8 protein-coding genes are annotated in these 15,091 nt (G+C 47.4%); all 8 read left to right on the top strand.

Features of this window, described 5'->3' with window-relative positions; translation table 11 throughout:
* Nucleotides 1–156: 156 nt before the first annotated feature.
* The gene (locus OEM52_04835; GenBank protein MDK9699463.1) at nt 157–5,355 is read left to right on the top strand and encodes a C25 family cysteine peptidase; all 5,199 of its coding nucleotides are present in this window, start codon (nt 157–159) and stop codon (nt 5,353–5,355) included.
* A 225-nt stretch (nt 5,356–5,580) separates the two neighbouring features.
* Nucleotides 5,581–7,515: an aconitate hydratase gene (locus tag OEM52_04830; GenBank protein ID MDK9699462.1), complete on the top strand. Its 1,935-nt coding sequence runs from the start codon at nt 5,581–5,583 to the stop codon at nt 7,513–7,515.
* Nucleotides 7,516–7,621: 106 nt separating this feature from the next.
* Nucleotides 7,622–8,875, top strand: coding sequence for an isocitrate dehydrogenase (NADP(+)) (icd, locus tag OEM52_04825; protein MDK9699461.1), 1,254 nt, complete (start codon nt 7,622–7,624; stop codon nt 8,873–8,875).
* A gap of 202 nt (nt 8,876–9,077) precedes the next feature.
* Nucleotides 9,078–10,499: a tetratricopeptide repeat protein gene (locus OEM52_04820; GenBank protein MDK9699460.1), complete on the top strand. Its 1,422-nt coding sequence runs from the start codon at nt 9,078–9,080 to the stop codon at nt 10,497–10,499.
* 104 nt (nt 10,500–10,603) lie between these two features.
* Nucleotides 10,604–10,813: a hypothetical protein gene (locus OEM52_04815; GenBank protein ID MDK9699459.1), complete on the top strand. Its 210-nt coding sequence runs from the start codon at nt 10,604–10,606 to the stop codon at nt 10,811–10,813.
* A 99-nt stretch (nt 10,814–10,912) separates the two neighbouring features.
* Nucleotides 10,913–11,212 (top strand): hypothetical protein, encoded by a 300-nt coding sequence (locus OEM52_04810; GenBank protein ID MDK9699458.1) that lies wholly within the window; start codon nt 10,913–10,915, stop codon nt 11,210–11,212.
* 15 nt (nt 11,213–11,227) lie between these two features.
* A complete protein-coding gene (locus OEM52_04805; GenBank protein ID MDK9699457.1) occupies nt 11,228–11,521 on the top strand; it encodes a Bor family protein in 294 nt (97 codons plus the stop codon).
* A gap of 518 nt (nt 11,522–12,039) precedes the next feature.
* The coding region (locus OEM52_04800; GenBank protein MDK9699456.1) for a TonB-dependent receptor at nt 12,040–15,091 on the top strand (3,052 nt) is incomplete at its 3' end.

Here is a 15,091-nt window from a genome sequence, read left to right as displayed (position 1 = left end):
ATTATCGGAATCAACTGCCCTATCTTGCCTCGGTTCCACTGTAGTAGTTCGGTTGGATACGCGATGTGTGTGAAAAATGTATTTCTTCGATAAGTATGATTAATGCGGGAAGTATGAGCTTGTTGTTGAGGTTTGTTCGACGAATAGGAGAGTGAGATGAAAAAAGGAAGCATAGTACTGCTTGCATGTTTATTCATCCTGATGGGATCGGCTCTTGCCCGCCCGTGGACGGTTGACGACGATATCATCCTTGGTATTCCGGCAGAGAATTCAATTCAGGTACAAACGGAAGTGCTTGGGAAAGGGCACCTTCGTCTCCATTTTTCCAATCCTAAAGTTTCGTTAGAAACCATCGACGCCGAAAAACGGGAATGGGCGTTTATCAATATCGATGGCGAAACCCGACGATGGGAAGAGGGCAAACCGCTGGTTCCGGTTGTCTCACGCGCCATCCGGTTACCCGACCGAGGCAATGTCGAATTGAAAATTCTCTCCTCGACATTCCGCGAATACACAAACATTGATGTATTCCCCCAACAACTGATACCAGAATTGGATGTTTCCCGTACTGGTGAAAACTATTTGGAGCGCGCTTTTACAATCGACCAGGCAGCATACTCAAATGACGATTGGTACCCCGGCGAGCTTGCAACTTTGAGTGAACCGGCATTGTTGCGCGACGCACGAACAGCGTTGTTAGGATTACAGCCGGTTCAAGTGAATCCGGTTACTCGAACGGTTCGAGTATACGAGTCGATTGAAATCGAAACGATCCCGATTGGTGGTGTCGGTCCTAATGAATTGGAAGTTGTTGCAGGTCCCGTACCCAGTTTTGAAGCGTTTTACTCTCAGATTATTGGAGCGCAAGATTTAGAGACGGATGCAGGTAATTCACCTCCCGGTCAGATATTAATCATTTCCCGAAATGATGCAACCGTTCAAACAATCATTCAACCTTTCATCAATTGGAAGATTGCTTCCGGCCGACCGGTAAGAAGTATGTTGTGGCCATCAAATGCTTCACCGACCAGCGGTGTAATCCGTGATTCCATCCTCAGTGTTTACAACAATTCGGCAAATACATCAACTCCGTTAGAGTTTGTAATCTTTGTTGGTGACGACGGTACCTCTGGTGCGTATTCTTTTCCAGCATTTATCAGCGGATACGGGTGTAGTGACCATGGTTACTCGAGATTAGTCGGAACCGATGAATTGGGTGAAATTGCTATCGGTAGATTTTCGGTTGATAACCAGACTCACCTTGCAACCAATATCAATCGATGCTTGAACTATGAGCGCACTCCGCTAATGACCGATACCACTTGGTTTACCCGAGGTTGGGGCTATGCAGGAACTTCACACAATCTTTTCTCAAATAAATCGGCTGTCCGCTACTGTTTGAGCATGATGCAATCGCGAGGTGTAACGAACACATCCTACGATGAGCATTCATCATCGGTGAGTTCTGCAACGATTAGCACCCGGTTGAATCCCGGCGCTACACATTGGGCCCACCGGGTTGGGTATGTCGGTGAAATGAGTACTGGCGACGTCGCCGGAGTAAATCAAAATGTCAACAAGTGTTTTGTTGCATTTAACATTACATGTTCTTCCGGCAACTGGGAGAACGCAGGTGCTGGTGGAATTCATGAGGCGTTAATCCGTTTGGGTAGTCCGTCTGCACCGGCAGGAGCAGTATCAGCTGTTGCAACTTCCACCTCTGGTACCCACGTAACTTGGAACAACATCATTGCTACCGGGATCTATTACGGTTATGGTGTACTTGGTATGCACCAACCGGGACCAATGCTCTGGCAGGGAAAATTCCAGTTATGGCGAAACTGCAATGGATTCCAGAATTCACAGGTTACTAGTTTTTCACAGTGGAACAATTTAATGGGTGACCCGACGATTTACATGTGGTCAGGAGTCCCCCGTCAATTAAATGCAACGATACCCCAACAGATTTCATTGGGTCAAAATCGCCTCGAATTTACTGTTCGCCGCGGTACTCAACCGGTTGCTGATGTTCTGGTAACCGCATGGAAAAAGAATGCTGGCGGACAGACAGAAACCTACACACGGGTTTGGACGGATAGTACCGGTCGGGTAGTCGTGCCTTTGACAAACCGTACTACTGGTCAAATGACTCTTACTATAACCGGAGAGCATAGTGAAGACTGGTACCCAATAGTGGATACCATTGCAGTCAATCAAGCTCCCGCTGACATCGGTTATGTTCGCACTCTAATCGACGATGACAATGCTGGTGGAACCAATGGTGATGGTAATGGTCTACTGACACCGGGTGAAACCGCTGACTTGAGTGTGATGCTTGCCAATCGTGGCAGCACTACTGCGGTGAGTGGAATCTCCGCAACATTGTTCTCAGACGACCCCCGGGTTGTGATAACCAATCCGACTCAGACGTGGAATACCTTGGCGGCCGGTGATAGTGCCAATGCGAACGGCTCGTTCCGGATGCAATTGTTAGCAGGATTATCACACGGTGAATCGATTCTGTTGCGGTTACAGGTTACTGCAAGTGATACCAACTTGAATCGCAACTTAGGGCTCGCGTATACTTTATCGTCAATCGATGTTTCTCATATCTCCTCAGCGTATTACAACGAAGCGGGTCAAACAACTACTTTCACTCCGGGTGGGACTGTTCGTTTGAGTGTCACATCGCGGAATATCGGCGCAATCGCTGCCAATCAAGTGAACACCTCGCTATTCTCGCGCTCGCCGTACATAGCAATCAACACCTCGGAAGCGTTGTTGACATCGTTACCCATCGGTACTAATGTCACAACCCCGACGACGGAGCGATACCGGATTTCTGCAAATGTTTTGACGATTCCCGGTACGATCGCTCAAATGGGTTTAGCGTTTGGTAACGGTGCCTTGCGCGACACGGTCTACTTCAATATCACAATTGGTACTCGAACTTCAATCGATCCTACCGGACCCGATGGCTACGGTTATCTTGCATATGATGATCGAGATGTATCGTATGAGATGTGTCCGACCTATAGCTGGATCGATATCAATCATGGGCTTGGTACCCGGTTGAATATCAATGACGGCGGCGAAACCCAGGATGCGAGTGTCGCGTTGCCCCTGCCTTTCCGTGTGCAGTATTTCGGGAATACTTTTACCGATAGTATGACCGTTTGTTCGAATGGTTGGTTAGCATTTGGTGTCGAACGAGACCGGAATAATCCAACGGTACAACCGAATCGCATCATTTACGATAATTTCCGGAATTGGCACTTACCAGCCAATGAAGGTCCCCGTAATATGGTCGCTCCATTTTGGGACGATTTGAAGACATTTGCCGCTCCAGGTGGTGTGTATTACTGGTATGACAATGTCAATCACTTGTTTGTCGTCACTTGGAATGTCCAGCTAAATTCGTCGAGCGGTCAAGCAAATGAGTTTCAGGCGATTATTTACGATGAAGAATTCTGGCCGACGTTTACCAACGATGCGATGATCAAATTCCAGTACAAGACGTTTAATAACGTCGCTTATGATTCTCAGGAAATTGATTATTGTACGATTGGTATCGCTGACAACGATTACCGCAATGCCGTTGAGTACACATACTTCAACGCATATACTCCGGGCAGCGCTTCGTTCACGAATGGGACGAACATCAACCGGGCAATTCTCTTCACCACTGCTCAAAACTTCATTACAGGAACTTTAACGGGTAACGTTCGTCGCGCCGATAACAACCAGCCAGTAGAAAATGCCACCGTGTTTGTTTTGAATGGTGGTTACAGTGGAACGACTAATGCCCAAGGCAATTACACTATTAATGAGGTGTTGATTGGCGAGTACAATGTCCGCGCAACTGCCGAAGGATTCAACCCGGAAGTAATGCAAGCCACAATTACGGAAGACGACACTACGACGTTGAATTTCGTGTTGACTTCTCCCGGATTTTCCTATTCGCCGGATTCGATTCGGACGACCCTTGACCCGAACGGTCAGGACACCACATATCAAATCACATTGCGCAACACCGGAAATGGTTTGTTAACGTGGAATTCCGAACTGCTTTACGGTGGATTGTCGGCAGATCGCGCCCCGGAAAGCGAATCGCCACGAGGTCCAGTGAATAGCGGTAATGCCATCGACGAAACCGACAATCCTTGGGATCAAGTCTTCACTTTTAATGCTTCGTCATTGACAGGCGATATGAACTTGAACGGGGTTGAGTATGATGGGCAAAACTTCTGGGTAACCGGTGGCAACACTTGGTTAAACCCAAATAAACTCTACAAGTTTAACCGTGACGGCGTCTTGTTAACGAGTTTTAATCAACCGGATACGCTATCGATTTACGGATGGCGTGACCTCGCATGGGACGGCGTTTATTTATACAGTTCTTCCGATCGAAACATTAATCAGATCGATACCTTGGGTCACATCGTCCGGAGCTATCCGACCAGTGTTAACCCGGCGCGGGCAATTGCTATCGACACCGCGAATGGTTTGATTTATTACTGTGACCGTATGAGTCCAATTTATGTGATTCAGATGAGCGATGGTCAACAAGTCAGGCAGTTCGCAAATTCCGGTAATATTTACGGTTTAGCTTGGTATCCGTCGGATGTCGACGGGATGTTCTTGTACTCGCTACAACGCGACGCGAGTGACAACGGAGCGAGCGTTGTTAAACTCGATCCAATTTCGGGGGCATCTCAGTTAGTAGCGACAATCGGCAATGTTGGTGAAAAGGCCGCTGGAGTTGCAATGACGCCGCGCTGGAATCCAATGCTATGGACAATGGCTTGTATTCTAACAACCGATGCTGGCGTTGATCGCGTTGCTCTATTTGAAGTAGCTTTCAACACCGTTTGGATTCAGTACTCACCGGAAAGTGGTGAGATTGCACCAGGTGACAGCACATCTATTACAGTGAACCTATCAAGCCGGTCGATGCCACGTGGTTCATACCGGGTTGGAATACGTGTAAATACGAATGCGAACCTTGCTTCCGTTACGATTCCTGTTACGATGGTAGTCGATACGATAAATGCTATCGGCGAACCACAGCATAATGTCGCGTTACCATCGACAGTGACACTGGATCAGAATTATCCAAACCCATTCAATCCATCGACAACTTTCTCGTTTGCGTTACCACGTACTGAAAGAGTAAACTTCACAGTTTACGATGCATTGGGTCGGGAAGTAGCGAGACTTCTTGCTGGGGAAACTGTCCCAGCAGGGCGATACTCGTTGCACTTTAACGCGAATGAGTTATCGGCGGGAATCTACTTCTATCGCATCGAAGCTGGATCGTTTACTGCGACCCGCAAGATGATTCTTATGAAGTAGTTCTTTCGAACAACACGATTGGAACGAAAGGGCGGGCTATCAATGTCCGCCCTTTTCAATTACCGACGCTAAGTTAGCCGTGATTTTTGCACTTTCTGTGAAATTTCGTATGTTTGGACGGGGGAAAAATGGTTTTACTACAATTTTGCGACGCTTCCGGCATTTGATTATCTTATCCATTCCATCAATCAACCCCCCTCCACGGAAGACTTTAGGAGCATTCCCATGGGTTTAAATCTCACTCAAAAAATCGTAAAGAAACATCTTATCGAAGGTGATTGGACGACACCGGGCTCACCAATCGCGATTCGAATCGACCAGACTCTTACCCAAGACGCTACCGGCACGATGGCATACCTGCAGTTTGAAGCACTGGGTATCCCCCGCGTAAAGACTGATGTCTCGGTTAGTTATGTCGATCACAATATGCTGCAAAGCGGGTTTGAAAATGCCGATGATCATTTGTTCCTGCAGGATATCGCTGCCAAGTATGGTATCTACTTCTCGAAGCCGGGTAATGGCATTTGTCATCAAGTACACTTAGAGCGATTCGGTCGTCCGGGTGGAACTTTACTCGGTTCCGACAGCCATACACCGACCAATGGTGGAATTGGCACGATGGCAATGGGTGCCGGCGGTCTTGATGTTGCATTAGCGATGGCAGGGGTTCCTTTCAGGCTCAATATGCCAAAAGTGGTGAAAGTACACCTTGTCGGAAAATTACGGCCGTTTGTCAGCGCGAAAGACATTATTCTTGAAGTATTGCGCAATTTAACGGTGAAGGGTGGTGTCGGAAAGGTTATCGAGTACGTCGGAGAAGGTATCCGTTCGTTAGGTGTACCGGAACGCTCGACAATCACAAATATGGGTGCAGAATTAGGTGCAACCTGTTCGATATTCCCCTCTGATGACATCACACTTGACTTTTTACGGCGGCAAGATCGCGCGGAAATGTGGCAGGAATTGTTACCCGATCCTGATGCGACTTACGATGAAGTTCTCGAAATCGATTTATCGACTCTCGAGTGTATGATTGCCTGTCCCCACATGCCGGACAATGTAAAAACTGTGCGTGAAGTTGCCGGGAAACTTGCCGACCAAGTTGCCATTGGAAGCTGTACGAATAGCTCCTACCGTGATTTAATGACCGTATCGGAAATGCTGAAAGGTCAGAAAGTGAATCCCCGGGTTAGCGCAGCCTTGTTCCCGGGATCGAAGCAGCTGTTAAACCAACTGGTACTTAACGGCGCTATTGCGCCAATCGTACAAGCCGGTTTCCGGATTATGGAAAGCGCTTGCGGTGCCTGTATTGGAATGGGCTTTGCGCCACCATCCGGTGGTGTTTCGGTTCGGACGTTTAACCGGAACTTTGAAGGCCGTACTGGTACGAAATTCTCGTTCGCTTATCTTTGCAGTCCGGAAGTCGCCGTTGCTACGGCAGTTGCCGGTGAGATTACCGATCCTCGCGATCTGAAGTTTGGTGAAGTGAAGTTTGCGATGCCGGAAAAATTCTTCATCGATGACAGTATGATTATTAAACCGTACTCCGAAGAAGATGCGAAAACGGTTACGGTACGCCGTGGTCCGAACATTCAACCGCTACCGGTGAAAGATGCGATGGGTGATACTTTGAAAGGCGCGGTGCTGTTAAAAGTTGGTGATAATATCACCACCGATCACATCATGCCGGCTGGAGCAAAAGTCCTTCCGTTGCGGTCGAACATTCCTAAGATTTCCGAATACGTTTTCGAAATCGTTGATCCGACATTCCCGAAACGTTCCAAAGAAGTTGGCGGCGGTTTTGTCGTAGGCGGGAACAATTACGGGCAAGGATCGTCCCGCGAACATGCCGCGTTAGCGCCGATGTACTTGGGAATCCGCGCTGTTTTGGTGAAATCGTTTGCTCGAATCCATTTAGCGAACTTGATAAACTTCGGCATCCTGCCGTTATTCTTTGCTAATGAAGCGGATTACGATCGAATTGAACAAGGCGACGAATTATCAATCGATGTCAGCAATCTCGCATTGAATGCTTCGTTGACCGTGAAGAATGTTACGAAGAATGAATCCTACGACGTGAAACACCCGCTGAAGGAACAACGGCAAATCGACATCCTGAAAGCGGGAGGAACACTCAGTTTCGTAAAATCTCAGAAGTAAGAAAAGCGGTGCTGTTTCGCACCTGAATGTATCTTATTAGTGCTCACATCTCTTCCCTGTAACGCCAAATACAGGGTGAGTTTATAAGAATAAACGAGGAATCAACATGGCAACCTACGATAAAATCACCCCACCGAAGGACGGGCAATCGATCAAAGTGGTCGATGGCAGTTTGGTCATACCCGATAATCCCATTATCCCCTTTATCGCTGGTGACGGTACCGGAAGGGACATCTGGAAAGCTTCCGTTCGCGTATTCGACGCCGCCGTTGAAAAAGCGTATGGTGGTAAAAAGAAAATCTCATGGATGAAAATCTATTGCGGCGAAGAATCGGTTGACTTCTACGGCAAAGATGTATGGTTGCCGGATGACACATTGAAAGCAATCGAACAATATTTCGTGGCAATCAAAGGACCGTTGACTACTCCGGTTGGTGGTGGAATTCGCTCCTTGAACGTTTCGTTGCGGCAAAAGCTCAATCTGTATGCCTGTGTACGTCCGGTTCGTTGGTTCAAAGGCGTGCCATCGCCGGTGAAGCGTCCCGATTTAATGAACATCGTGATCTTCCGGGAAAATACCGAAGACGTGTACTCCGGTATCGAATGGCAGAAAGGCACCCCGGAACAGCAGAAAGTTTGGGAATTTCTCACCCGCGAAATGGGTAAGAAGATTCGTCCGGATTCCGGCATTGGCATCAAGCCGATCAGCGAAACCGGTTCCAAGCAACTTATTCGTAAAGCGTTAAAGTATGCTATTCTCCATAAGCTCCCGTCGGTAACCTTGATGCATAAAGGCAACATCATGAAGTTCACCGAAGGTGCATTCCGTGACTGGGGTTATGAGTTGGCCCGTCAAGAATTTGCTGGACAAGTGATTTCCGAAGATGAAGTGTGGGAAAAGCATGACGGCAAGACTCCTGCCGGCATGGTAATGCTCAAGGATCGCATTGCCGATTCGATTTTCCAACAGCTTCTGCTTCGTCCCGACGAATACGACGTAATTGCGACACCAAACTTGAACGGCGACTATTTGAGCGACGCTGCCGCCGCCCAAGTCGGCGGACTCGGATTAGCGCCAGGAGCTAATATCGGCGATTTCCACGGTCTCTTTGAAGCGACTCACGGTACTGCACCGAAGTATGCCGATAAGGACATGATTAACCCCGGTGCTGTCATTCTGGCTGGTGTGATGATGTTTGAACATCTCGGTTGGGATGAAGTTGCCAAGAGCATTATTACCGGTCTTGAACGGTCGATTGATCAAAAGATCGTTACTTATGATCTGCACCGCTTGATGGAAGGTGCAACCAAGGTTGGTACGGCGGCATTTGGCGACTCGATTATCAAAAACCTCGGATAATCATTCTTTAGGGACGTGCAATCAAAAATTGCCGGATAACAGGGGCGTATTATCACGCCCCTGTTATTTTTTTGAATCACCCCGCAATGCGTTGTTTCAAATGAGAATTTGCGATACTTTCTCAATAGAGCATTGCAAGTACCGTGTAAGAGCATTTCCTTCTGTTTTCCTCACGGGTAATCTCAAAGGAAGCGTGAATCCAATGACCGATACCGAACCTTCCGCCCCGATTCCAACGACCTTGGAAGAAATCCTTTTGCCTCTAACTGAGGCAGCGAAAAAGTATCGCAGCTCCGGCGAACTGGCGCAAGCACGAGGTATTTTGCAGCAGGCAATCCAACATTGTCAAAGGTTCGGCGATACCGTTCGGGAAGGTTCGGCCCTTCAAATGTTAGCGGCGGTTGAATTGGACAACAGTAATTTTGAAACCGCATTTCAATTACATCAGAAAGCCATCGAGCTTCACACCGCAGCCAACCGGAGAGACCTTGTAATCCCATCGATTAGCGGTATCGGATACATTTATCAGGTACAAGGTCAGTACGAATTGGCGCTTGCCAATGCCGTCGAAGCGTTATCGATGTCGCGCGAGTGCGGGAATCGAAGGTTTGAAGCATTGATGCTGGGAAATCTTGCGGTGCTGCATATTGAGCTAAAACAATTGTCGGAAGCGAAGCTTTGCTTGGAACAAGCGTTGGAGTACCACCGGGCTGACGGTCATCGCGAACAAGAAGCGCAGTGCTTAATCGACTATTCCAAAATTCTAACCTTTCAAGATGCGTTGCAGGAAGCTATCGATACCGCCGACCAGGCAATCGAAATTGCTAAGGAAATGAATCTGCAGAACAAGAAAGCGCTCGCCCTCTCCTCGAAAGGCCTTGCCCTGTTAGAGGCAAATCGCTGGGCAGAGAGTGCCCAATGTACCGGTGAGGCATTAGCGATTTTTCGAGAAATCGGTAACCGGAGATTTGTCACGATTACTTTATCGAATTACGGGTTAGCATTGCAGAACGATAACCGACCGGAAGCAGCGGAAGCAGCTTATCGGGAAGTAATTGAACTATGCCGAGCGAGCGACGACCATCACTCCGCCGGATATGCCATGTTGAATCTTGGCGTGTTGTTAATTTCAACAAATCGATTTGTGGAAGCTGAGCGTCTGATAATCGAAGCGGTAGAGATTTATCGTGGGGCACACAACGATGCGATATTAAGTGTTGCCCTTTTTGATTTAGCAGTTTGTTACATTACCCGTTCCGATTGGGCGCAAGCGAACGACTGTATCTCACAGGCAATCGCATTGGACAACGAGTGGGTTACTATAAAACAAAATCCATTGCTATACGCTGTAGCTGCAGCATGTTGTGCGGCACTTGGTGATTGGAAGGAATCGGATGCCATCATCACGAAACTAAAAACGGAGGAAAGCAACGATGATGCAGGAATCTACTTTGCTATCAAACTTGCTGAAGGGTTCCGATCACTCATAAAAGGAAATCAAACCTTAGTTGATGAGATTATTGCAAGAGTTTCGGAAAAGATGATTCATGATAATATCTGTTTGTATAGTGAAATTGGTGTTTTGCGTAAGCTTTTAGAGCGGAGCAAAAACGCCTATCGGTAGTGATGGTTGCAGTTGTTAGAAGTGAGTTACTATAGTTAACAGCTGTTTTTTTTGCAACTTCAAAGCACACTGTTTATATTTAGTCGCTCAGTTTTGAAGAAACCATGTACAGATTTGAACTCTTTTTAGTCGGTTTACTAATCCTCACTACAAACTTCATTGGTTGCACGCAAGCGCAACCAATGAAAGAATTTCAACTTTTAGAGTTCTCGATTACCCCAGAATTATTAGACTCTACCGTTTCACTCTCGAACTACAAAGTCACAATCGTTGTTCCTCGAGGAGCGATTCTCTTGCCGGACAGCGTCCGCTAGAAAATAAAAAATGTTCTTTTCAGCAAGAACGAAGGAAAAATCCCCACGTCGGAACTACTTACGGTTTACTCGTTGCAAGGGTTCGGGAACAGCTTATTGATGCTTTCCAATCCAAAAAATGGCAACAAGCAAAACGGTTTTATTGACTTCATTACTTCTTACGAAAAAGCCTATCGGACATTTTTTCCCGAAGCGGAGATTACCACCTTTCGATCAACGAACGATGTGCGATTTTGGCAAGCCAAGAGAGTTGTCGGTGACAAAATTGCCTTTCGTTTTTTCGTCGAGACTCCAAAGGGAGTCTACAACCCACTTCAGATCGATTTTGTTGTAACAACCAGCCCGGAAGCCGATGCGGGTCGGTTGATCGAATCGTTTATCGGCGCCATCCAACATTGACTTAGGAGATTAGTAGTGAAACATCTCGTTTACATTCTGGTAGCAGTTTTAGTCGCATCCTTTTTGATTGGTTGCGCCGCACACGAATACACTATGGGTAAAGGTCCTGAAAAAGGACTCACAAAGAGCAAACAACAGTGGTACATCCTTTGGGGTCTCGTGCCACTAAACAACGTGAATGTCACAGATATGATTGGAGACGCCCAGAATTATGAAGTACGTACGGCACAAGAACCGCTTGACGTGATTATTAACATTGCAACCAGTTATGTTTCAGTGACCAGTCGCACTGTAACCGTGAAGAAATAGGTGTATTCCTGAAATTGTATGGAAAGGGGGACTTTTGTCCCCCTTTTCGATTTCTGGTTAGAATGTTGTTGAAAACTGCGAGTCGTTTGACTTTCTTCACTCCAAGCCATAAATTAGCATTCTATTAGGTGCTGAAAACGAGCGCTCGGAGTACTCTTCGCGAACAAGTTCACGAGTGTATGCTCCCGTCTCGTTTCTTGGACAGTTAGAAGCAGTTCAAGTTATAAAAGTTGCAGGCACGGTTTTCGTTGACATCCGAATCCCTCGATTTAACCGGACCACAGCGTTAGCTGAGCCTCAACCGGTCGCCGGTCATCCAACGAATGAGGTGAAAAATCGCTCGCAAGCACGATTCCAGGTTTCGTTCCGGATGCCCGACGGATAACAATGGCAAACGAGTCCAATCATATCGTACTGACGAAACTGTAGTAGTTCGGGTGGTTTCGTCAATTCTGCTTAGAAATCGTTTTCATGCGGTAACGCATACCCACGGTAACTCACTTCGGAATGGGGTAGCGATGAGAAGTGCTAAGCTATTCGCAATATTGCTGGTGGCATTTTTGGCAAATCTTGCTTTGAGCGCTCCGACTGGTAAAATATCCGGTCGCGTCATGTGCAAAGACACCAAGGAAGCGGCAATTGGCGCATCGGTGATGGTCGTCGAGTTAAAGACCGGCGCTCAGACCGATATCGATGGATATTACACAATCCTAAACATACCGCCGGGAAGCTATACGTTACGGTTCTCCTATGTCGGTTATGCGAATGTCACCGTTCGCGGTGTGATTGTAACATCGGGAGTCACTTTCAAACAGGATGTTTCTTTGGATCAAGAGGGTGTCCAAATGAAAGAAATCGAAGTGACTGCCGAGCGGCCAAAGGTTGAACTCAGCAAAACTGAAGGTGGTTCCACCATTCGCCGGGAGGATTTAACTCAATCCACCCAGACAAGTTTAGCGGGAATCCTTGGCACCAAAGCGGGTGTGAAAATCGACCGGGAAGGCGCTCTTCACGTTCGCGGCGGACGCAAAGGCGAAGTCGCGTTTTTGGTTGATGGCGTCGATATCCGAGACCCCATCGTAGCCACTAACACCAACATCAATTTGGATGCGGTTGCCGTTAGCGAAGTTAACTTGTTGACCGACGGGTTCTCCCCGGAGTATGGTCAAGCGCTATCGGGTGTTGTCAACGTTAGTTTCCGGGAAGGCGATCAAGACAATTATACCGCCAAGATGGAATACGTAACTGACCAACCATTTGGCGACGCTTCCTTCGATACCGACAAGTTCATGTTCTTTACCAGCGGACCGGTTCCGGGAACAAAGAAGCTGTTTTCGAATCCTTTAACTTTCCTGTTCCAAACGAATGCTTCCTATACGAATACTTACCTGCCGTATGACATCACTCGCAGCTCCAATGACTACATGGGAATTGGTCTCAATCTGCCGGAACGGCAAAACAACTCCTACGATGTAACAATGAAGCTTGCGTACCAGTTCCCAAGCAAAGAAGGGAGCATGGGGGCTAAGAAGATTTCAGTAACCTATACCGGTTACTATCAGAAATGGGATTTGTATCCAAACGGTGAGGGAAATGTAAGCGGCGATTACGGTTACCGTTACAAGTACAATGTCGATAACCGACCGTGGGCGGAAAGTAAACGCAACTCAGCGACATTGCAATTCACGAACAACTTGTCCGCTAAAACCAACTACAACATAAGTTTCACATATCAGAACAGTCATACCGTTGTACAGCCGCGGAATAAAACCCCGGGACAGTTTACCCTGCGTACCGATGTCGAAGACAATCCGTTTAGTGGACAAGACTTAGATGGAAATGGATTTCCCGATGGTTTTGTCGATGCAAATAATAACGGTGTTTATGATGGCGGTGGTGAAGGTTATTACGATGCGAACGGAAATGGCGCATGGGATCGAGGGGAAGATTGGGTTGACTTGAATCGGAACGGCGTTTATGACGGCGCTGAACCTTGGATTGACCGTACCGACCCGATTACCGGTGCAAACAACGTTGGGATATACGATTCGTGGGATACCTACACCGATCTAAACGGAAATGGTCGTTGGGATGGTGCTGAACCACAACTTCCAGAACAGGATTGGAACCGAAATGGATTTTGGGACGGTGAACGGTATCAAGATGCGAATAATAATGGAAGATTCGATGCTTGGGAAAGCTATACTGACACCAATGGAAACGGCATATATGATGTTGGTGAACCATTTATCGACTTGAATGGCAACGGAAGACACGACGACGGTGAAGGTTATGATGATCTAAACACCGATGGGAATATGAACCAGCGCGATCTCGTTTCGACGAATCAAGATGTCTCCGAACCATTCATCGATGGCGACTTCTTCTATGATACTGGCGAGCCGTTTATCGATTCTCCAGACCCTGTCACGGGTGAATATAATGGTTTCTGGGATGTTGGCGAGTACTTTGTCGACCTTCCAACGACCAATACACTAATCGGAATCGTGGTCGGTGGAGTTGCGACGCCGAATGGCGTATATGATGGTCCTAACAATTTCTCCGATGAATACGAGTTGTTCTGTCGTCCCGCAACCTCCAATGAGTTGCGACGAGACCCTACTCGTCCGGTGATCTATAATTACGATTGGAACCGGAATGGCGCTGATTGGCCGCGCGATAACAATGGCCGGTTAGACCCCTATCAATTCGTTGCAGGAAGATCTACTTGGGTGAATCAGACTTTGCATGATGTTGTGAGTCCGCGTTTTAACCCACCGAACTTCCAATGGGATGCCGGACAGGAAGCATTTAGCGATTACAACAATAACGGTGTGCAAAATGGACGCGACCTCTTTTTGAATCCCGGACTTTGGGATGAAAATGCTGTTTGGCAGGATCGCCGCTCGATTGAGTATTCGTTTAAATTTGGCTGGCAATCGCAAGTCAATAAGTATCATGAATTGAAAGCTGGCTTTGACGCGAAGTATCGCGACTTTCAGATGCAATCGATTGTCGGTCCCGATATCGCGTATACTGGAGAAGTTGCTTTGCCCGATGGTAGTCCTTGGCCGGATCGAGGTGACCAACGTGACTTCTATCATTATAAGCCAATCGAAGGTTCGTTCTACTTCAACGATAAAATGGAGTTTGAGGGACTAATCGTAAACGCTGGGCTTCGCAACGATTTCATGATAACCGATAAAACTTTGCGCGATGAAACGGAAGAAGCAGTAGCAAACGGTGTACCGGGTGCCATCACGGCACAATCCGGAAAGTCGATCTTTAGTCCGCGACTCGGTATCTCTCACCCGATTACGAAGACCTCCAAGCTCTTTTTCAACTACGGGCACTTCTACCAGCGACCGGACTTCACGAATTTCTTCCGCTCGACTACCGCCAATGTGGCGTCAGGTGCGGTCATTGGAAATCCGAACTTGGACTACACCAAGACTGTTCAATATGCGTTGGGAGTTCATACCGAACATCCCACCCATACTACCTTCAGGGTGCAGGGTTGCTATAAGCATTATTTCAATCTCATTGCTACTCAGACTGAAACCGATGGTC

This window comes from bacterium, from assembly GCA_030247525.1.
Classification (GTDB): domain Bacteria; phylum Electryoneota; class JAOADG01; order JAOADG01; family JAOADG01; genus JAOTSC01.
Note: the sequence above shows the minus strand (reverse complement) of the source record. Positions and strands in the feature narration are given on the sequence as shown.

What these genes read in the sequence shown, in the direction of transcription:
- OEM52_04835 (MDK9699463.1), top strand. Translation starts at nt 157, where the DNA reads ATGAAAAAAGGAAGCATAGTACTGCTTGCATGTTTATTCATCCTGATG.
- OEM52_04830 (MDK9699462.1), top strand. Translation starts at nt 5,581, where the DNA reads ATGGGTTTAAATCTCACTCAAAAAATCGTAAAGAAACATCTTATCGAA.
- icd (MDK9699461.1), top strand. Translation starts at nt 7,622, where the DNA reads ATGGCAACCTACGATAAAATCACCCCACCGAAGGACGGGCAATCGATC.
- OEM52_04820 (MDK9699460.1), top strand. Translation starts at nt 9,078, where the DNA reads ATGACCGATACCGAACCTTCCGCCCCGATTCCAACGACCTTGGAAGAA.
- OEM52_04815 (MDK9699459.1), top strand. Translation starts at nt 10,604, where the DNA reads ATGTACAGATTTGAACTCTTTTTAGTCGGTTTACTAATCCTCACTACA.
- OEM52_04810 (MDK9699458.1), top strand. Translation starts at nt 10,913, where the DNA reads ATGCTTTCCAATCCAAAAAATGGCAACAAGCAAAACGGTTTTATTGAC.